The organism is Piscinibacter sp. XHJ-5, assembly GCF_029855045.1.
In the GTDB taxonomy this organism is placed as follows: domain Bacteria; phylum Pseudomonadota; class Gammaproteobacteria; order Burkholderiales; family Burkholderiaceae_C; genus Albitalea.
The window spans coordinates 965587-986685 of sequence record NZ_CP123228.1 but is presented as its reverse complement, the minus strand read 5'-3'; the positions used below and the strand labels follow the sequence as shown (position 1 = coordinate 986685).

Annotated in this window: 14 protein-coding genes; 2 read left to right on the top strand and 12 right to left on the bottom strand. The window is 66.7% G+C overall.

The features are described 5' to 3' along the window. The first annotated feature begins 30 nt into the window (after positions 1–30). Together P7V53_RS04645 and P7V53_RS04640 are read left to right on the top strand one after the other, a co-directional pair. Positions 31–4272, top strand: coding sequence for a PilC/PilY family type IV pilus protein (locus P7V53_RS04645; RefSeq protein ID WP_280154309.1), 4242 nt, complete (start codon positions 31–33; stop codon positions 4270–4272). A 14-nt stretch (positions 4273–4286) separates the two neighbouring features. Next, positions 4287–4901 (top strand): hypothetical protein, encoded by a 615-nt coding sequence (locus P7V53_RS04640; RefSeq protein ID WP_280154308.1) that lies wholly within the window; start codon positions 4287–4289, stop codon positions 4899–4901. Between the two features lie 9 nt (positions 4902–4910). On the opposite strand, the gene P7V53_RS04635 is transcribed toward P7V53_RS04640, so the two are convergent. The 12 genes from P7V53_RS04635 to P7V53_RS04580 all read right to left on the bottom strand — a co-directional run bounded on the left by P7V53_RS04635 (position 4911) and on the right by P7V53_RS04580 (position 21068). Further along, entirely contained in the window at positions 4911–6389 is a 1479-nt protein-coding gene (locus P7V53_RS04635; protein ID WP_280154307.1) for a glutamate synthase subunit beta, read from the bottom strand. Positions 6390–6422: 33 nt separating this feature from the next. After that, entirely contained in the window at positions 6423–11171 is a 4749-nt protein-coding gene (locus tag P7V53_RS04630; protein ID WP_280154306.1) for a glutamate synthase-related protein, read from the bottom strand. Positions 11172–11289: 118 nt separating this feature from the next. Beyond that, positions 11290–11997, bottom strand: coding sequence for a transposase (locus P7V53_RS04625; protein WP_280154305.1), 708 nt, complete (start codon positions 11995–11997; stop codon positions 11290–11292). A gap of 9 nt (positions 11998–12006) precedes the next feature. Further along, positions 12007–13140: a deoxyguanosinetriphosphate triphosphohydrolase gene (locus tag P7V53_RS04620; RefSeq protein ID WP_280156435.1), complete on the bottom strand. Its 1134-nt coding sequence runs from the start codon at positions 13138–13140 to the stop codon at positions 12007–12009. Between the two features lie 19 nt (positions 13141–13159). After that, on the bottom strand, positions 13160–14257 hold the full coding sequence (aroB, locus tag P7V53_RS04615; RefSeq protein ID WP_280154304.1) for a 3-dehydroquinate synthase: 1098 nt from the start codon (positions 14255–14257) through the stop codon (positions 13160–13162). Between the two features lie 9 nt (positions 14258–14266). Next, positions 14267–14827 carry a shikimate kinase gene (locus tag P7V53_RS04610; protein WP_280156434.1) on the bottom strand — a complete coding sequence of 187 codons (561 nt, stop codon included), beginning with the start codon at positions 14825–14827 and terminating at the stop codon, positions 14267–14269. Between the two features lie 32 nt (positions 14828–14859). Continuing rightward, entirely contained in the window at positions 14860–15942 is a 1083-nt protein-coding gene (locus P7V53_RS04605; protein WP_280154303.1) for an Ig-like domain-containing protein, read from the bottom strand. A gap of 37 nt (positions 15943–15979) precedes the next feature. Then, positions 15980–18100 carry a type IV pilus secretin PilQ gene (locus P7V53_RS04600; protein ID WP_280156433.1) on the bottom strand — a complete coding sequence of 707 codons (2121 nt, stop codon included), beginning with the start codon at positions 18098–18100 and terminating at the stop codon, positions 15980–15982. Between the two features lie 41 nt (positions 18101–18141). Then, the gene (locus P7V53_RS04595) at positions 18142–18657 is read right to left on the bottom strand and encodes a pilus assembly protein PilP (protein ID WP_280154302.1); all 516 of its coding nucleotides are present in this window, start codon (positions 18655–18657) and stop codon (positions 18142–18144) included. 20 nt (positions 18658–18677) lie between these two features. Further along, entirely contained in the window at positions 18678–19370 is a 693-nt protein-coding gene (locus tag P7V53_RS04590) for a type 4a pilus biogenesis protein PilO (protein WP_280154301.1), read from the bottom strand. Between the two features lie 7 nt (positions 19371–19377). After that, positions 19378–20034: a PilN domain-containing protein gene (locus P7V53_RS04585; RefSeq protein WP_280154300.1), complete on the bottom strand. Its 657-nt coding sequence runs from the start codon at positions 20032–20034 to the stop codon at positions 19378–19380. Continuing rightward, positions 20031–21068 (bottom strand): pilus assembly protein PilM, encoded by a 1038-nt coding sequence (locus tag P7V53_RS04580; RefSeq protein WP_280154299.1) that lies wholly within the window; start codon positions 21066–21068, stop codon positions 20031–20033. Before P7V53_RS04580 ends, P7V53_RS04585 begins: the two co-directional genes overlap by 4 nt. Positions 21069–21099 lie beyond the last annotated feature (31 nt).

Sequence of the window (21099 nt, the reverse complement as noted above, 5' to 3'; positions counted from 1 at the left end):
TAAGCAGATCGCAGAGAGGAAGAGGTTGCCATGAACACCATCCAGTCCACGCCGAAGGTGTGGCGCGCGGCGGCACTGATCGGCGCCATCGCCGCCGCCGTGACGGCGCATGCGGCGACCACCGACATCGCAACCGCTCCGCTCGTCACGTCGGCGCCTTCGTCCGTGCTGTCCAACCTGATGTTCATCCTGGACGATTCGGGCAGCATGTCGTCGGACTTCATGCCCGACTGGGCCGCGGACCAGCACTGCCGCAGCGCGGGTGCGACGAGCAGCAACTCGGGCTCGTTCGCCCTGCAGTGCAGGAGAACCTCGGGCGGAAACCTGTACGGACAGCCGCTGCACCGCTCCAGCGCGTTCAACAGCATCTACTACAACCCGGCCATCCGGTACCTGCCGCCCTCGCACGGCACCGGCGGCACCGGCGATCTCTATCCGAGCCAGACCTCGGCCAACACGGCGGGCTGGACATCGGTTCGCGACGACGCCTACGGTATCCAGAGCACGACATCGACCAACCTGGTGTCCGGCTTCTACGACCTGGCGTGGTGCACGGACACCAGCTACGGCGACTGCCTGCGCAACGGCAACTACGTGCTGCCGGGGACCGTCAACAACAAGAACTACACGGTCGAGCACTACGTCACGGCGACCGGCACCGGCTCCATCGCGGTCGGCGCGCCGGATGCACCGACGACGCAGACGCGCAGTTTCGGACCCCATTACTACAGCATCGTTGCGGGCGAGTACTGCACCTCGATCACCTTGCGCAACTGCCAGGCGACGCAGAGCGCGACCTACAACATTCCCGCGTCGCTGCGCTGGTGCGACACCGATGCGAATGCGCGCGCGGCCGTGCCGGCGGCCAACTCGTGCCAGGCCCAGCAGACCTCCACGTACAGCCGCGCCCGCTTCCCGACGAAGTTCTTCACCACCGGAACCGCCGGAACACCCGCGACCGCCGAGGTCCGGGCCAGCACCTCGTTCACCATGAACGTGTCCGGTTGCAGCAGCGGCCGCAAGGTGGCCGTGCAGAGCCTGACCGTCAACGGCACCAACATCCTTTCCAGCGCCACGTCGCTCGTGAACAACCGCGACAACCTGGGCAGCGAGGTCGCGAGCCACGTCAGCGGGGCCTCGGGCTACACCGCTGTCGCCACCAACGGCGGGCGCACCGTCACGATCACCGCGCCGGCCGGTGTCAATGCCAACGGCTATGCAGTCGTCCTGACGGCCACGGCGACCTCGACCTGCACGTTCACGCCCACCAATCCCTCGGCCTTCGGCGGCTACACCGCGGCCGTTGCGGCGCAGCCGGCGGTGCCGGCCGGCTGGTACGGCTCGTTCGTGCGCACGGACATCGTTCCCACCACCACGTCCTATCCCAAGACGGGCTCGCGCAGCGACTGCGCGGGCACGACTTGCACCTACGACGAGGAGATGACCAACTTCGCGAACTGGTGGACGTACTACCGCACGCGGATGCAGATGATGAAGTCGTCGGCCAGCCTCGCCTTCTCGGGGCTCTCGGACCAGTTCCGGGTCGCCTACATGAGCATCAACAACAGCACGGGCACCGACTTCCACAACTTCGCCAAGTTCGAGGCCGCCGAGAAGGTCAACTGGTTCACCAAGCTGCAGGCCGCGCGGCCGAACAGCACGACGCCGCTGCGCGCAGCGCTGTCGACCGCGGGCAAGCTGTTCGCCGGCAAGCTGACCACGGTCAACGGCGTGGCCGCGGCCGACCCGGTGCAGTACTCGTGCCAGAAGAACTTCACCATCCTGTCGACGGACGGCTACTGGAACGAAAGCTCGACGCCGACCAATCTGAACGGCACTCAGCTCGGTGATCAGGACTCGACCCTTGCGCGCCCCTATCTCGACGGAACCGCCACCGCCAACACGCTGGCGGACGTGGCCGCCTACTACTACAAGACCGACCTGCGTGACCAGGCGACGCTGAACAACTGCACCGGCGCGCTCGGCGCTGGCGTCGACGTGTGCGCCAATGCCGTACCGGCCGACTCCAACGACGTCGCCACATACCAGCACATGACCACGTTCACGCTGGGCCTCGGTGCCTCGGGCTACATGCAGTTCCAGTCGGACTACCTCACTGCCAGCTCCGGCGACTACTTCGCCGTCAAGAACGGCCTGGCGGCAGACCCGGCCAACGCCGTCTGCAGCTGGCAATCGAGCGGTGACTGCAACTGGCCGGTGCCGGCCAACAACACGCAGACGGCGATCGACGACCTCTGGCACGCCGCCGTCAACGGTCACGGCACCTATTTCAGCGCCACCGACCCGGCCACGCTGTACAGCGGTCTGTCGGCCGCACTGAGCAGCATCAACAAGCGCCGCGGCGGCGCCGCCGCGGCCACGACCAGCAACCCGAACGTCTCCTCGGGCGACAACTTCATCTTCAGCTCCAACTTCATGGCCCAGGAGTGGACGGGCCAGTTGCAGCGGCGTCAGATCAACCTGTCGACCGCCGCGATCGAGCCGACGATCGACTGGTCGGCCCAGTCCCAGCTCGACGCCAACACGTCGCGTGTCATCTACACCTACGACAGCAGCAACGCGTCCACCCACCGCAAGACCTTCGAGTGGGCCAGCCTGACCACGGCGGAGAAGGCGTATTTCGAGACGACCCACATGACGAGCGCCGGGTCGCTGAGCCAGTTCTGCTCCTTCGGCACCACCTGCCTGTCCGCGACGGCGCAATCCGATGCCGCCGGCGAGAAGCTGGTCAATTTCCTGCGCGGCGACCGCACCAACGAGGGCGGGTTGGCGGATCCGAGCAAGTACTACCGTCAGCGCGCGCACCTGCTCGGCGACATCGTGAACTCCGAAGCGGTCTACGTGAAGCTGCCCAAGTTCAGCTACGCCGACACCGGCTATGCCACGTACAAGGCGTCGGCGGCGATCCAGAACCGGGTGGCGATGGTGTACGTGGCGGCCAACGACGGCATGCTGCACGCGTTCGATGCCACCACCGGCGCAGAACGCTGGGCGTACGTGCCGCAGGCGGTGCTGCCCAAGCTGTACAAGCTGGCGGACAAGGACTATGGCAACCGCCACCAGTACTTCGTCGACGGCTCGCCCGTCGTGAGCGATGCATTCATCGGCGGTCAATGGCGCACCGTGCTCGTGGGCAGCCTGGGCTTCGGCGGACGCGCGTACTACGCGCTCGACGTGACCGATCCCACCAACCCCACCGTCCTGTGGGAGTTCACGCACACGAACCTGGGCCTCACCCCCGGCAAGGCCGAGATCACCAAGCTCAAGACGGGCCAATGGGTCGCCATCGTGGCGTCCGGCTACAACAACGTCTCGCCCGGCGACGGCCACGGCTACCTCTTCGTGATCGACGCCGCCACGGGCGCCCTGGTCGGAACGCCGATCGACACCGGCGACGGGTCCGCTGGCACGCCGAGCGGCCTGGCGCACATCCGTGCCTGGGCCGACCACGCCGACATCGACAACACCGCGCAGCGGGTGTACGCGGGCGATCTGCTCGGCAATGTCTGGCGCTTCGACATCAACGGCGACATCGGTGCGGCCGGCCGCGACGCGCAGCTGCTCGCCACGCTGCGCGGCGACGCCGGCAACGTGCAATCGGTGACGGCGCGGCCCGAGCTCGCATTGGTGAACGGCAACGCCATGGTGTACGTCGGCACCGGGCGTTACCTGGGCACCTCGGACCTGTCCGACAGCACCCAGCAGAGCATCTATGCGATCAAGGACAGGCTGGGCACCGTCAGCTACGGCATTCCCCGGTCCACGACCAACAACTTCGTCCAGCAGACGCTGACCGACTCCACCTGCCCGACGGGATCGACCTTCTGCACGCCGGGCCGCATCACGCGCACCGGCACCAACAACGCCGTGGACATCACCACCAAGGACGGCTGGTTCGTGGACCTTCCCGCCTCGCGCGAGCGAGCCAACACGGATCCGCAGTTGACGCTCGGCACGCTGGTGTTCACGACGAACGTGCTCGACCCCAACGCCTGCTCGGCCGGCGGCTACGGCTTCTTCAACTTCTTCGACTACCGGACCGGGGCGCCCATTGCCGGGACGAACGACACCGTCAGCCAGCGCGTGGACTCCACGTTGAGCAGCAGCAACGTCGGCTGCCTGCCCAATGCCGTCTGCAAGGACCACGCGTCCAGGGGCGATGGCGAGGTCGAAACGGTCAATCACCCGATCAACAAGCCCAGCGGCTCCACTCGCCGCACCTCCTGGCGCGAGCTCAACACCGAGCAGTGATCCAACCGGCCGCCATGCTGCTTGCACGCCGTCCGACTCCTCGCTGGCCGCGTCCACTCACGGTCGCCGCGGTGTCGGTCGTGCTGGCGCACGGCATCCTGCTCGCTGCATGGCAGTCGCACCCTGGGCAACCTGCCAGTGCGGGCCCGATCAGCATGACGGTGCGCCTCATCGACCGCGCGACGTCGTCGCACGACCCGCGGCGCGACCTCGAGCCGGAAGCCGCCGACACCGACAAGCGCCAGGCGGCAGCAAGGGGCACGGGCACCGCCGCCCACGCCACCGTGCGCGACGCCGCGCCACCTGCTCCGCCGCCTCTGAGCGCGCCGGCAGCCGTCGGCGCGCCGCCGCCTTCTTACGTCGATGGCGGCGCGGTGACGATCCGCTTGCCCGAGGCGCTGCTGGGCGATGGTCCGCGTCACGCGCTGCTCATTGCACAGCTCGACGAAGGCGGACGCGCGGTTGCCGTCCATCGGACCGAACCCGAGCTGGCGCCGCCGCTGCTCGAGGCCGCAATGCTGGCCCTCGACGAGATGCGCTTCGACTCCAGCGCACCCGGCCCGGACCTCGCGGCACCGAAGGCCCGCGTCGAGCTGAATTTCGAGGCGGTGGAGTCTTCTACGCGCTAGCCGGACGCATCAACGCGGCAAGTCGCTCCACCCCATCAGGAATTCGTCCACCGCCCGCGCCGCCTGCCGGCCCTCCCGGATCGCCCACACGACCAGCGACTGGCCCCGACGCATGTCGCCGGCGGCGAACACCTTGTCGACATTGGTCTTGTAGCCGCCGGCGAAGTCGGTGCTTGCGCGAGCGTTGCCTCGCGGGTCCTTCTCGACCCCGAAGGCGTCGAGCACCGTGCCGACCGGACCGACAAAGCCCATGGCCAGCAAGACGAGGTCGGCCTGCAGGATCTGCTCGCTGCCCGGCACCTCGACCATCTTGTTGCCTTGCCACTCGACGCGCACCGCCTTCAGGGCCTTGACCTTGCCCTTGTCCTTGCCCTCGCCGGCGATGAACTCCTTCGTGGCGATGGCGAACTCGCGCTCGCAGCCCTCTTCGTGGCTCGACGAGGTGCGCAGCTTGATCGGCCAGTAGGGCCACACCAGCGGCTTGTTTTCCTGCTCCGGCGGCATCGGCAGAAGCTCGAACTGCGTCACGCTCGCCGCGCCGTGGCGATTGCTGGTGCCCACGCAGTCGCTGCCGGTGTCGCCGCCGCCGATCACGATGACGTGCTTGCCGTCGGCGCGAAGCTGGCCCTTGACCTTGTCGCCGGCGTTGATCTTGTTCTGCTGCGGCAGGAACTCCATCGCGAAATGGATGCCTTCCAGATCGCGTCCAGGCATCGGCAGGTCGCGCGGCTGCTCGGCCCCGCCGGTCAGCACGATGGCATCGAACTGGGCCTTCAGCGTGTCGGGGCTGATGATCTCCTTCGCCCAGTTGGTGACCTTGCTGCCTTCCGGCAGGTGGCCGACCATCACGCCCTCGCGGAACACGACCCCTTCGCCGCGCATCTGCTCGATGCGCCGGTCGATGTGCGACTTCTCCATCTTGAAATCGGGAATGCCGTAGCGCAGCAGACCGCCGATGCGGTCGTTCTTCTCGAACACGGTCACCGAGTGGCCGGCGCGCGCGAGCTGCTGGGCCGCCGCCAGTCCGGCCGGACCCGATCCGACCACCGCCACCGTCTTGCCGGTGCGCTGCCTGGACGGGCGCGGCTCGACCCAGCCCTCGGTCCAGGCGCGATCGATGATGGCGTGCTCGATGCTCTTGATGCCCACTGCGTCGTCATTCACGTTCAGCGTGCACGCCGCCTCGCAGGGCGCCGGACAGATGCGGCCGGTGAACTCGGGGAAGTTGTTGGTCGAGTCGAGCACCCGCCAGGCGTTCTTCCAGTCGCCGCGGTACACGAGGTCGTTGAAGTCCGGAATGATGTTGTTGACCGGGCAGCCGTTGTTGCAGAACGGAATGCCGCAGTCCATGCAGCGTGCGCCCTGGATCTTGGCCTCTTCCTCCTTCAGCGACAGCACGAATTCCTTGTAGTGCTTGACGCGTGTCTCCACGGGCGCGTAGTGCTCCTCGACGCGTCCGTACTCCAGAAAGCCGGTGACTTTTCCCATGATGTTCCCGATGTGGTTTCCTGACGCCGCGCCTTACTTGGCAGGCACGGCCTTGGTCTTCTTGTCCGCGGCCCTGGCCTTGGCAATGGTGTCGCCGGCCTCGCGTGCCGCCTGCAGCTCGCCCAGTGCTCGCTTGTATTCGTGCGGGAACACCTTCACGAACCTGGAGCGGGCCTCGGCCCAGTGGTCGAGGATGTCGCGCGCGCGCAGCGAGCCGGTCCACTTGTGCTGCTCTTCGATGAGCTTCTTCAGCAGCACCTCGTCGGCGAGGCCCTTGTGCCAGATGCCGCGATCCACTGTCGCTTCCTGCTCCTTTGCAGGCAGCACCTTCTCGAGCGCCACCATGGCGGTGTTGCAGCGCTCGGCGAAGCGCCCGTCCTCGTCGTAGACGTAGGCGATGCCGCCGCTCATGCCGGCGGCGAAGTTGCGCCCGGTCTGGCCGAGCACGACGACAGTGCCGCCGGTCATGTACTCGCACCCGTGGTCGCCGGTGCCCTCCACGACCGCCGTCGCGCCCGACAGCCGCACGGCGAAACGCTCGCCGGCGACGCCGCGCAGGAAGGCTTCGCCGCTGGTCGCGCCGTACAGCACCGTGTTGCCGACGATGATGTTCTTGGTCGCGTCGCCGCGGAAGTCGATGCTGGGGCGGATGGCGATGCGCCCGCCCGACAGACCCTTGCCGGTGTAGTCGTTGGCGTCCCCGATCAGGTAGAAGGTGATGCCCTTTGCGAGGAAAGCGCCGAAGCTCTGGCCTCCGGTGCCCTCGAACTGGATGAAGATCGTCTGGTCGGGCAGGCCCTCGGGATGACGGCGGATCAGCTCGCCCGACAGCATCGCGCCGACCGTGCGATTGACGTTGCGCGCCTCCTCCATGAACTGCACCTTCTCCCCGCGCTCGAAGGCCGGACGGCACTTGTCGATGAGACGGTTGTCGAGCGCCTTGGCGAGCCCGTGGTCCTGCTCCTCCACTTGCCGGCGCGGGACTTCGTTCGGCACCGGCGGCAGGTGGAAGATGCGGCTGAAGTCGAGGCCTTTCGCCTTCCAGTGCGCGATGCCTTTCTTCGTGTCGAGCAGGTCGGCCCGGCCGATCAGCTCGTCGAACTTGCGGATGCCCAGCTGCGCCATGATCTGGCGCGCTTCCTCGGCGACGAAGAAGAAATAGTTGACGACGTGCTCGGGCCGCCCCTGGAACTTCCTGCGCAGCACCGGGTCCTGCGTGGCCACGCCCACCGGGCAGGTGTTGAGGTGGCACTTGCGCATCATGATGCAGCCCTCGGCGACCAGCGGGGCGGTCGCGAAGCCGAACTCGTCTGCGCCGAGCAGCGCGCCGATGACCACGTCGCGCCCCGTCTTCATCTGGCCGTCGGCCTGCACGCGGATGCGCGAGCGCAGGCGATTCAGCACCAGCGTCTGCTGCGTCTCGGCCAGGCCCAGCTCCCACGGGGTGCCGGCATGCTTGATCGAGCTCCACGGCGACGCGCCGGTGCCGCCGTCATGGCCCGCGATGACGACATGGTCGGCCTTCGCCTTGGCCACGCCTGCGGCAATCGTGCCGACGCCGACTTCGCTGACGAGCTTGACGCTGACGCTCGCCTTCTGGTTGGCGTTCTTGAGGTCGTGGATCAGCTGCGCAAGGTCCTCGATCGAATAGATGTCATGGTGCGGCGGCGGCGAGATGAGGCCGACGCCCGGCACCGAGTAGCGCAGGAAGCCGATGTACTCGCTGACCTTGCCGCCGGGCAGCTGGCCGCCCTCTCCGGGCTTGGCGCCTTGCGCCATCTTGATCTGGATCTGGTCGGCCGACACCAGGTACTCGGTGGTGACGCCGAAGCGGCCCGAAGCCACCTGCTTGATCCTGGAGCGCAGCGAGTCGCCCGCCTTCAGCTCGTAGTCGGCCTCGATGACCTTCTCGCCGACGACCTCGCTGACCTTCGTGCCGTCGGTGATCGCAATGCCCTTCAGCTCGTTGCGATAGCGGGCCGGATCCTCGCCGCCTTCGCCGGTGTTGCTCTTGCCGCCGATGCGGTTCATCGCGATGGCCAGCGTGGAATGCGCCTCGGTGGAGATCGAGCCCAGCGACATCGCGCCCGTGGCGAAGCGCTTGACGATATCGGCGGCCGGCTCCACCTCGTCGACGGCGATCGCCTTGGCCGGATCGAACTTGAACTCGAACAGACCGCGCAGCGTCATGTGGCGCCGCGACTGGTCGTTGATGATCTGCGCGTATTCCTTGTAGGTGTCGAAGCGGTTGGCGCGCGCGCTGTGCTGCAGCTTGGCGATCGCGTCGGGCGTCCACATGTGCTCCTCGCCGCGCACCCGCCAGGCGTATTCACCGCCGGCGTCGAGCATGCCCTGCAGCACCGGGTCGTCGCCGAAGGCGGAGCGGTGCATCCGGATCGCCTCTTCTGCCACCTCGAACACGCCGATGCCGCCGACCTGGGATGCGGTGCCGCGGAAGTACTTGTCCACCAGCGCCTTCTCCAGGCCGATGGCCTCGAAGAGCTGGGCACCGCAATAGGACATGTACGTCGACACGCCCATCTTCGACATGATCTTCGACAGGCCCTTGCCGATCGCCTTGACGTAGTTGTAGATCGCCTTTTCGGCCGACAGGTCGCCCGGCAGTTGCTGGTGCAGCTCGGCCAGCGTCTCCATCGCGAGGTAGGGATGCACGGCCTCGGCGCCGTAGCCGGCGAGCACCCCGAAGTGATGCACTTCGCGAGCCGATCCGGTCTCGACCACCAGGCCGGCGGTGGTGCGCAGGCCCTCGCGGACCAGGTGCTGGTGCACGGCCGACAGCGCCAGCAGCGCCGGGATCGCGACATGGTCGCGGTCCATGCGGCGGTCGCTGATGATGAGGATGTTGTGGCCTGTCTTGATCGCGTCCACCGTCTCGGCGCACAGCGACGCAAGCTTGGCCTCGATGCCCTCGTGGCCCCAGGCGAGCGGGTAGGTGATGTCGAGCTCGTAGCTCCTGAACTTGCCGTGGGTGTGCCTCTCGATCTGGCGCAGTCGCGCCATGTCCTCGAAATCGAGGATGGGCTGAGGCACCTCGAGGCGCATCGGCGGGTTGATCGCGTTGATGTCGAGCAGGTTGGGCTTGGGGCCGATGAACGACACCAGCGACATCACGATCGCCTCGCGGATGGGGTCGATCGGCGGGTTGGTGACCTGCGCAAACAGCTGCTTGAAGTAGTTGGGCAGCGGCTTGTTCTTGTCGGACAGCACCGCCAGCGGCGAATCGTTGCCCATCGAGCCCACGCCCTCCTCGCCCGACTGCGCCATCGGGCTCATCAGGAACTTGAGGTCTTCCTGCGTGTAGCCGAAAGCCTGCTGGCGATCCAGCAGGCTCTCGCTGAACTGTGGCTGCTCGGCGTCGACCGCGATCTCCTCGAGCTTGATGCGCACGCTCTCGATCCACTGCCGGTACGGCTTGGCGGAGGCGAACTGGTTCTTCAGCTCCTCGTCGTCGACGATGCGACCCTGTTCCAGGTCGATCAGGAACATCTTGCCGGGCTGCAGGCGCCACTTCTTGACGATCTTGTTCTCCGGGATCGGCAGCACGCCGGACTCGGAGGCCATCACGACGAGGTCGTCGTCGGTGACGATGTAGCGAGCCGGGCGCAGGCCGTTGCGGTCAAGCGTGGCGCCGATCTGGCGGCCGTCGGTGAACACCATCGCCGCCGGGCCGTCCCACGGCTCCAGCATCGCCGCGTGGTATTCGTAGAAGGCACGGCGGCGCTCGTCCATCAGCGTGTGCTGCTCCCACGCCTCCGGGATCATCATCATCGCGGCGTGGGCGAGCGAATAGCCGCTCATCGTGAGCAGCTCGAGCGCGTTGTCGAAGGTGGCGGTGTCGGACTGGCCTTCGAAGCTGATCGGGTACAGCTTCTTCAGGTCATCGCCGAGCACCGGCGACTTCATCACGCCTTCGCGGGCGCGCATCCAGTTGAAGTTGCCCTTGACGGTGTTGATCTCTCCGTTGTGCGCGACCATGCGGTACGGGTGCGCAAGGGGCCATTCGGGGAAGGTGTTGGTGGAGAAGCGCTGGTGCACGAGGGCCAGCGACGAAACGACGCGCGAATCCTGGAGGTCCTTGTAGTACCGGCCCACCTGGTCGGCCAGCAGCAGGCCCTTGTAGATGATCGTGCGGCAGCTCATGCTGGGCACGTAGTACTCGCGGCTGTGGGTGAGCTTGAGCGCCTGGATGGCGCTGGACGCCGTCTTGCGGATCACGTAGAGCTTGCGCTCGAGCGCGTCGGGCACGATCACGTCGGGGCCGCGGCCGATGAAGATCTGGCGGATCACCGGCTCCTTTTCGCGCACCGTGGGCGACATCGGCATCTCGCGGTCCACCGGGACATCGCGCCAGCCGAGCAACACCTGGCCCTCGGCCTTCACCGCGCGCTCGAGCTCCTGCACGCAGGCCAGCCGCGAGGCGTGCTCCTTCGGCAGGAAGATCATGCCGACCCCGTATTCGCCGAAGGGCGGCAGCTCCACGCCCTGTGCGGCCATCTCGGCGCGGAAGTAATCGTCGGGGATCTGGATCAGGATGCCGGCACCGTCGCCCATCAGCTTGTCGGCGCCGACCGCGCCGCGATGGTCGAGGTTCTCCAGGATCTTCAGGCCCTGCTCGACGATGCCGTGCGCCTTGATGCCTTTGATATGGGCGACGAAGCCGACGCCGCAGGCGTCGTGCTCGCGACTGGGGTCATAGAGGCCGCGCTCGGCGGTCTGTTGCAATTCTTCGGGGGAAGGGACCCCGTGGACCGCCTCGTGCATGGCGTTCTCCGGCTGACTAAGGGATGGCCCGGAGAATACTGCGTTGCAGCAAATGCCTCAACCACTTTTATCGGGGTCTGTCCCCAAATATTTGCAGGCCTGAAACGTCGACAGATTATTAGGGGACAGTCTTGTTCGCACTCACCTTACGCGGTCGCCCGCGTGGCAGCGGGCCCGGTCGCCGGTCCGTCAGCTCGCCCAGTGCGCGCACGAACGCCTCGCCGCCCAGCGCCCAGCCCTTCATCACGGCGTCGTCCAGCCGCCGTTCGATCGCGGCCGGCAGCGGCTGGTCGAGCAATCGACGATAGCCGGCTTCGCGCTCGAAGGGCGTGTTGCCCAGCGCCCAGTAGCCCGGATGCTCGGTGATGAGCGGGTCGACGCGCTGCCCCATGTGATGGGCCGCGCTGGACCAGGCGTAATCGGCGGGCGTGTCGGCCAGGCCGGCGCGAACCGGCGCCCATTCGATCCGCCGGCAGCAGTCCAGCAGATGCGCCGCGGGGTCCACCACGGTGGTTCGAAAGCGTCCTTCCCACAACACGCCCGAGCGTCCATGGCGCCGGTTGTAGTCGGCGCCGAAGCGCCGGCCGAGCGCCTGCCACAACCGGCTCAGCGCCGTCGCTGTCGACGGCGTGACGAGCAGCCACACCTGCGTCGGCAGCAGCGCGTATGCGTGGACGGCCACCTGGTGCTGCGGCGCGAGCTCGGTGAGGGCGCGCCGGTAGGCCTGGAAGTCGTTCTCGCCGCGGAACACGGGGCTGTGGCCATGGCTGCGCTGCACCAGCAGATGAAGCTGGCCGGCCACCACGAGACGGGGAAGTCGAGCCATGCAAGTCGCTCAGAACAAGCTGCGGCCGGTGAGGCGCTGATGCTCCTTCAACGCGAAGCGGTCGGTCATGCCCGCGATGTAGTCCGTCACCGCACGAGCACGGTCGTCCTGACCGGCGAAAGCGGGCGGCATCTCCACCGGACGGCCGACGTAGGCGTCGAACAAGTCGCGGATGACCACCCTCGCGCGCTCGGTCGTGTCGACGACCTGCGGATGGCGGTACAGGTTGTCGCGCAGGAAGCGCTTCAGATCAACGCCCTGGCGGCGCGACATTTCGCTGAAGTTCACCAACGGCGGCATGCGGCGCGCCTCGTCCGCACTGCCCGGCGCGTGTTCGGCCACGGCGAGGCCCGTCGCCTCGATCATGTCGTACACCTGCGCCGAGAGCATTCGACGCACCGACTCGAACAACAGACGTCGGCCGGCGAGCGACGGATGGTCACGCCGCGCCGCATGGGCGTGCGCGGCGAAGAGCGCCACGCCGTCGAGCTGCTCCAGCGTCAGCAGCCCCGAGCGCACGCCATCGTCGATGTCATGGGCGTTGTAGGCCAGCTCGTCCGCCAGGTTGCACAGCTGCGCTTCGAGGCTGGGCTGCGTCCCGTCGAGGAATCGCTGCGCGACGCCGTTCGGCTCGGCGGCGCTCAGGCGCAGCGCATGGCGTCGCGAGCAGTGCTTGAGGATGCCCTCTCGCGTTTCGAACGTCAGGTTCAGTCCGTCGAAGCTCGGATATCGCTCCTCGAGCTCGTCGACCACGCGCAGGCTCTGGAGGTTGTGCTCGAAACCGCCTCCCGCCGGGTCGGCGCGGCGCGCGCATTCGTCGAGCGCATCCTGGCCGGCGTGGCCGAACGGCGTGTGGCCCAGGTCGTGCGCCAGCGCGATGGCCTCGACCAGGTCTTCGTTGAGACCCAGCGAGCGGGCCATCGAGCGCGCGAGCTGCGCGACTTCCAGCGAATGGGTGAGCCGCGTGCGAAACAGGTCGCCTTCGTGGTTGAGAAAGACCTGCGTCTTGTAGACCAGGCGCCGGAACGCCGTGCTGTGCACGATGCGATCGCGATCGCGCTGGAAGTCGTCGCGGGTGGGCGCCGGCTCCTCGGCGTAGCGGCGTCCGCGGGAGTGCGCCGGATGGCTGGCGTAGGGCTGCAGCACCGCATCCCTCCGGGGTTCAGCCCGTGCAGGCAGCGATGACCTCGCGCACCAGCGCGTCGGACGCCGCGCGCACCGATGCCCGTCCCGGCGCCTCGATGACCACGAAGCGGATCTCGCCGGCCTCGGCCTTCTTGTCCAGGCGCATCAGCTCCAGGTAGCGATCGGCCCCGAGCGCCGGACCGCGCACGGGCAATCCGGCGCGGCGGACGATGTCGCCCAGGCGAGCCGCGTACGCACCATCGATGAAGCCCAGCCTTCGCGACAGCTCGGCCGCCATCACCATGCCGCAGCCCACCGCTTCGCCATGCAGCCACTGGCCGTACCCGAGCCCGGCCTCGATCGCATGGCCGAAGGTGTGGCCGAAGTTGAGGATGGCGCGCAGGCCCGATTCGCGTTCGTCAGCGGCGACGACCTGCGCCTTGATTTCGCAGGAGCGCCTGATGGCATGCGCCATCGCGGATGCATCTCGCTCCACCAGGCCGGACAGATGGTCATCCAGCCAATCGAGAAAGGCCGCGTCGGCGATCGGGCCGTACTTGATGATCTCGGCGAGTCCGGCCGCGATCTCGCGCTGCGGCAGGCTGGCCAGCACGTCGAGATCGGCGATCACGCGCACGGGTTGGTGGAACGCGCCGATCATGTTCTTGCCGAGCGGATGGTTGATCGCCGTCTTGCCTCCCACCGACGAATCGACCTGCGCCAGCAGGGTGGTCGGCACCTGGACGAACGGAACGCCCCGCATGTAGCACGCCGCGGCGAAGCCCGTCATGTCGCCGATCACCCCGCCGCCCAGTGCGAACAGCACCGTCTTGCGATCGCACCCGGCAGCGAGCAGCGCGTCGAAGATGCGGTTGAGCGCAGGCCAGTCCTTGTGCTCCTCGCCGTCGGGAAGATCGACGCGAAGCACGCGCCGGTACAGCGGCGAAAGCGCCTCCAGCAGCGCCGGGGCATATAGCGGGCCGACCGTCGTGTTGGTGACGATGACGGCGTCGGCGCCTGCCGGCAGTTCGCTGTACGAGGCAGTGCGACCGAGCAGTTCGCGCCCGATGAGCACGTCGTAGCTGCGCGGGCCGAGGGCGATACGAACGGTGTCGGGAACGGGCGTTGCGGTCATCCGCGAAGTCTAAGCGCGCCCTTGCGTCCGATCGCCCACGCTGGACGGCACCTTCGCCGGATCGACCACGCCGGCCAGCTCCAGCTGCATCAGGATCATGTTGACCAGGGTGGGCACGGAAGGCCGCCCCGTCTCGACGACGAAGTGGGCCGTGCTTCGGTACAGCGGATCACGCTCGGCATGCAGCGAGCGCAGCTTGCCCAGCGGATCGGCGACCTGCAGCAGCGGCCGCGCCGTGTCGTGCCGCAGGCGCCGGGCGAGTTCCTCCGCAGTGGAGTGCAGGTAGACCACCGTGCACCGCTCACGCAGGCAGCGCCGGTTGGCTTCGCGCAGCACCACGCCTCCGCCGGTGGCCAGCACCCCGCGGGGGCCGGAGGTCAGCTCGTCGATCACCTGCTGCTCGATGTCGCGAAAGCGCTGCTCGCCCTCGCGCTCGAAATAGCTGCGGATCGATTGACCGATCCGCTTCTCGATGATGGCGTCGGCGTCGGCGAACGTCAGGTCCAGCCGTCTCGCGAGGTGCCGCCCGACGGTGGACTTGCCACCGCCCGGCATCCCCACCAACGCAATAGGCCCATCCACGGCGGCCTACGAGTTCGTCGTCACGGGAGCGTGGCGGTGAGCAGCTTCGAAAATTCGTTGAACTTCACTTCGATGCCGACAGATCCGCCCGTGCAGGTCGCCCCTGTGCTGGAGATGGTGTGCAGCGTCGGGTCCACCGCGGCGTTCGGGACCGAACTCGGTGAGATCGATACCGTGCACCCCGTCGGGAAGGTCTTCACGGTGAGCGTCGTTCCCGACGGCGCGGCGACCTCGTCGGTGCCGAACTTGGTCCAGACGCGGACCGTGTCGCCGAGGACCGAGGCGTTCAGGTATCGCGGATCGGAAACGGGCAGGTATGCGGCCGCTCGCACGAAGGTGCGGCCCCACGCGCCGTCGCAGGTGGCAGGCACGGACAGCGGGGCATCGTTCACGGGAACTGCCGGATCGACCACGCAAGCCGACGAGCCGATGCCCGGCGTGCTGGCCAGCGTGGCTCCCACGTTCAGCTCGTCCACCTGGTCGGTGAAGGTCTTGTCCCCGTTGTCATCGCGGAAGAGACGACCGGCATCGGCAAACGGCTCGCCGACGTCATAGGCACCATTGCCGTTCAGGTCCTTGTAGGCTTCTTCACCCTCGAGCCACGCGAGGATGCTCACGCGTCCGCTGAGAGGGCGGAAGTCCTGGGTTGCGAAGTCGACACTGCAAGCGGAGATCGTGGCGGTGCCCTCGGCCACGCCGCTGAGGGCGCACGACGTCACGATCTGGCCACCACTGGTCGAGAACTGGACACGCGTGCCTTCCGGCACCGGATTGCCGGCGCTGTCTGCCACCCGGATCGTCACCTTGGTGGTGTCTCCGTCCATTCCCCAGTTCAGGGCCCATTTCTCCACGGACATGGACATGAAGCGCTGGTTGGGAACGCCCGTGCTGACGTTCGAGATGCCGCCACCGGGCGTCGTGGGGGTCGAGGGCGTGCCCGTGTCGGTGCCGGTGTCGGTGCCCGTTCCGCCGGTGCCCGTCCCTCCGGTACCCGTGCCCGCGCCCGTGCCGAACGGATCGGTTCCACTGTCGCCGCCGCCTCCGCCACACGCCGCGACGGCCAGGCAGACGGCCAGCGCGCCACACCAGTTCATGCTTTTCATAGTCGTTCGCTCAATTTCCGTGGTGCTTGCGCCGGCCTCAACGAACCGCGGTGCGATCGCTCACGACCTTGGGCGTGATGAAGATCAGCAACTCGGTCTTGTTGGATGTCCGCGTCTTGGTCTTGAACAGATTGCCCAGGTAGGGCACGTCGCCGAGCACCGGCACCTTGGTGATGTCCTCGCGATCGGTCTGCTCGAAGATGCCGCCGATCACGACAGTGCCGCCATTCTCGACCAGGACCTGCGTCCTCACGTGCTTGGTATCGATGGCGAAACCGGCGATGGTATTGCGGCCGACGCTGTCCTTGTTCACGTCGACATCCAGGATCACGTTGCCCTCGGGGGTGATCTGCGGCGTGACTTCGAGCTTCAGGTTCGCCTTGCGGAACTGCAACGCGGTGGCGCCACTGGACGTGGCGGTCTGGTAGGGCAATTCCTCGCCCTGCTCGATCAACGCCTTCACCTGGTCGGCCGTGATCACGCGCGGGCTCGACACGACCTTGCCCTTGCCGTCGGCTTCCAGCGCCGAGATCTCGAGGTTCAGGAAGCGATTGGACGTAGCCCCGAACAGAGACAGCGCGAATGTGGCCGGGTTGAGGCTGGTGCCCAGGTTGTTCGCCGGCAGGTTGATGAACTGCGTGTCATTGAACGGCACGCCGCTCACGTCGGTCTGCAGCGTCTGGGCGCCGACAGCGTTCATGTTGCCGCCGATGGTGGCGCGCGTGTCGCCGCCCAGGCTGTAGCCCGGCACGCCGCCGCGCACACCGCGCAGATCGGCAGCACCGAGCTTCACCCCCAGCGAACGGCCGAACTTGTCGTCGGCGATCACGATGCGGGCCTCGATCAGGACCTGGCGCACAGGAATGTCGATCTTGCCGATCATCGCCTGCACTTCTTCCAGCTTGGACGGTATGTCCGTCACGAAGAGCTGATTGGTCCGCGACTCGAAGATGACGCTTCCGCGCGGCGACAGGATGCGGCTCGGATTATTGGTCGCACCGCTGCCGCCGCCACTCGTCTGGCCGATGAGTCCCTTCGCGACTTCTTCGGCCTTGGTGTAGTTCAGCTGGAAAGACTGCGTGCGAACGGGCTCGAGAGCGGCGATCTGCTGCCTGGATTCGAGGTCGACCTTTTCCTTCGCGGCGAGCTCGTCCTTCGGCGCAATCCAGATCACGTTGCCCGACTTGCGCAGCCCGAGGCCCTTGGCCTGCAGGATGATGTCGAGCGCCTGGTCCCACGGCACGTCTTTCAGCCGCAGCGTCACGTTGCCGGTGACCGTGTCGCTGGTCACGACGTTGAAGTTGGTGAAGTCGGCGATCACCTGCAGCAGCGCGCGCACTTCGATGTTCTGGAAGTTCAGCGACAGCTTCTCGCCCGAATAGCCCGGCCCTTGGGTCAGCTTGTTCGGATCGATCTTCTGCGGACGCACCTCGAGCACGAACTGGTTGTCGCTTTGATACGCGCTGTGCTCCCATGCGCCGCGCGGATCGATGGTCAGGCGGACCCTGTCGCCGCTCTGCACGGCGGACACCGTCTGCACCGGCGTGCCGAAATCGGTCACGTCGAGCCGGCGTCGCAGGTTGTCGGGCAGTGTGGACCGCAGGAACTCGACGACCAGGCTCTGGCCCTGCTGCTTGATGTCGACGCCGACCTGATTGCTCGGCAGGTCGACGACCACGCGGCCCGCGCCCTCGGGCCCGCGGCGAAAATCGATGTCGCGGATGGCCAGCGGCGTGCGGTTCAGGCTTTCCGCGAAGTGGACCGGATCGCCGGTGGTGGCGGGCGCGCCGGCCACGGTGGGAGTCTCGAGCACCACCAGCAGCACCTTGCCTTGAAGCTGGGTCGTGTAGTTCGACGGCTGCTTGAGGTTGATCACCAGGCGGGTGCGGTCGCCCGATTGCGCGACATTCACCGAACGCAGATTGCCCTGGTTGATCTCGACGCTCGACTTGCCGAGCGCATTGGCGACGCCGGGCAGGTCGATCGCGACGCGCGGCGGGGTTTGCACGGCGAAGCCGGCGGGCGGGGCGGTGAGCGGCTGCGACAGCTCGATGCGCACCACCTCATTGCCGGCCTGCTGGCTGCTGTTGATCGACTGGATGGCGTTTTGCGCCCACACCGGATTCGCGATGCCGAAAAACACCGCGATCGCGAGCATCGCTGCTCGCCAATGGCTCATCATTCCCGCCTCCATGCGATTCATCGTGATTTCTCCTGGAGCTGGAGCGAGCCGCTGCGCTCGATCCATTCGCCCGCTGCATCCTGAACGATCTCTCTCAGGGAAATGTCGGTCTCGGAAATCTTGGTGATCTTTCCGTAGTTCTGCCCGAGGTAGTCACCCACCTTCACCTGGTACAGCAGGTTGTCCACCTTGAGCAGCGCGTACTGGCGACCTTGCTTGATCACGCTGCCCACCATCGACATGCTGTCCAGGGGATAGGCCTCGAGCGGCTCCTTGCGCCGGTTGATCTCGGCCGCCAGCATGGAATTCGGCTGTCGCGCCTCATGCTTGAGGGCCACGGTGAGCTTTTGAGTGCTGAACGGGTCCACCCCGGTCAGGGCCAGGTACGGCTGCGGATCGAATTTCTTCGGCGGAGACAGCGGCTGCACGCTGGGCTTGACCTCGCGCTTTTGCTGATCCATCCATTCCTGCAGCTCCTGCTGCTCGCCCGTGCACGCGGCCAGCGTCGTCAGTAGCACGAGGCCGGCGGCCATGCGCAACGAATGGATGCGGCTCACTTGGCGGCTCCCGACTTCTTCGCCTTTTCGGCAGCGGTCTTCTTGTTCTGCTCGACCTCGGCCGCGTCGAGGTAGCGGTAGGTTCGTGCCGTGGCTTCCATCGACAGCATGCCGGCAGGCTCCTTGCTGGCGATGATGTTCATGTTGTGCAGGGTGACGATGCGCGACAGGTTCGCCACGTCGGCGGTGAACGATCCGATATCGTGGAATCGGCCCGACACCTTGATGGCGATGGGCAGCTCGACGTAGTAGTCCTTGACGACGAACTGGCCCGGGCGGAACAGCTCGAACTGGAGGCCGCGCCCCAGGCCGGCCGTGTTGATGTCCGACAGCAGCGCATCCATCTCGGCCTTGCCGGGAAGCTGCTTCTCGAGCTGCGTCACGTACTCCTCGACCTGCAGCTTCTGCTTGCGCAGCTCGCCGAGGTTCACCGCCTGGGCCAGCTTGTTGCGATAGTCGGCCTTGAGACTGGGTTCCTTGGCGCGCTCGCTCTCCAGCTCGTCGTTCGCGGTGGACAGCAACATGAACCAGCCCACGACCACGACGGCGAGCGCCAGGATGGACCAGGTGCCCAACTTCGGCAGCATCGGCCACTGGCCGGGCTCATTCGGATTGAGCCCTCGAAACTGCGCAGCTGCGCTCTCGAAGACCGAGTTGAGATCGACGTTCATCGACTTCTTGGTTGCCATGTCGCTCTCACGCTTTCTTCGCGACGGTCGCGCTGGCGGCGGCGCCCGCAGCGGGCGCGCTCGCCGGGCGACCCGCGGCCGCCGCCTCGGCGGCGTTCTTGTCCTGAGGCCGCTTGACCGCCAGCCGGACCGAGAAGTCGAACAGCCGCTTCTGCTCGCGACTCGCGGTCTGCACCGTCGCGGCCTTGATTTCGACCAGCTCGGGCTTGACGAGCCATTCAGAATTGTTGGCCGTGTTGCGAAGGAATTCGGACACGCGCTCGTTGGTCTGCGCCACGCCGCTGACGTTGAGGTTCTGGGCGTCTTGCCTGACCGAGGTGAAGTAGATCCCCTCGGGGGTCTGCTTCACGAGTTCGTTGAGGATGTGCACCGGCACGTTGCGGTCGATCTGCAGATCTTCCACGGCCTTCTGCCGTGCCTTCAACGACTCGATCTCGGCGCGCAGCGTGGCGATGTCCTTGATCTGCACCTCGAGCTTCTTGATCTCGCCGTTGAGGAACGCGTTGCGCTCCTGCTGGGCGGCCGTCATCTGCTGCAGGACCAGGTACCAGGCGCCCACGATGGCCAGGCCGGCCACCGCGGCCAGTCCCAAGCCAGCGAAGTAGGCGGCCTTGCGGCGCTTGCGCCGCTCCTCCCGATGCGGGAGCAGGTTGATGAGGATCACTGCAGGAATCTCCGCATCGCGAGGCCGCATGCCGTCAGGTAGGACGGCGCTTCGCGACGAAGCTTGGACTCGCGCACGGCGCTTCCCAGCTTCATGTTGTCGAACGGATTGACGACCATCGACGCAAAGCCCGTCAGCTCGGTCACCCGGTCCTTGAGCCCCGGCAGCGTGGCCGTGCCGCCGGCCAGCATCACGTAGTGCACCTTGTGGTGCGGCGTGCTGGTGAAGAAATACTGCAACGCACGTCCGATTTCCTGCGAGAGGCTGTCGACGAACGGCGTGAGGATCGAGGCCTCGTAGTCGTCCGGCAGGTCGGCGGCGAGTTTCTTCTGCTCGGCTTCCTCGAACGAGAAGCCGTACTGTCGGGAGATGAGCTGGGTGAGCTGCGACCCGCCGAACGCCTGATCGCGGTCGTACAGCATCTCGTCGTCGCGCAGCACCTTGAGACTGGTCGTGTCGGCACCGATCTCGAACAGCGCGACCAGCGCGTCGCGACCCTCGTTGGGCAGCGTGGCGACCACGCGGCTCATTGCCAGGCGCGAAGCGTGCGACTCGATGTCGAGCACCACCGGCTTCAGCCCGGCCGCTTCGGCGAGGCCCTGACGGTCCTGGACACGGTCCTTGCGCGATGCGGCGATCAGCACCTCGATGTCGCCGACCGATGTGGGGCTCGGTCCGACGACGCAGAAGTCAAGACTGACTTCGTCGAGCGAGAAGGGGATGTACTGGTTGGCCTCGGACTCGACCTGCAGCTCGAGCTCCTCTTCGCGAAGGCCGGCCGGCAGCATGATCTTCTTCGTGATGACCGCCGATTGCGGCATCGCCATCACGACGTTCTTGGTCTTGGTGCCGCTCTTGCTGACGACGCGCTTGACTGCGTCGGCGACCTCGTCGAACTTTTCGATCTGGCCGTCCTGAATCCAGCCTTTTTCGAAACTCTCGGCTGCAAAGCGCTCCAGCACATATTCGCCGGAAGCGTCTTGCGAGAGCTCAACCAATTTGACGCTGGAGGAGCTGATATCCAAGCCGATCATCGGCGGATGCTTGCGCCCCAGCAGGGTGTCC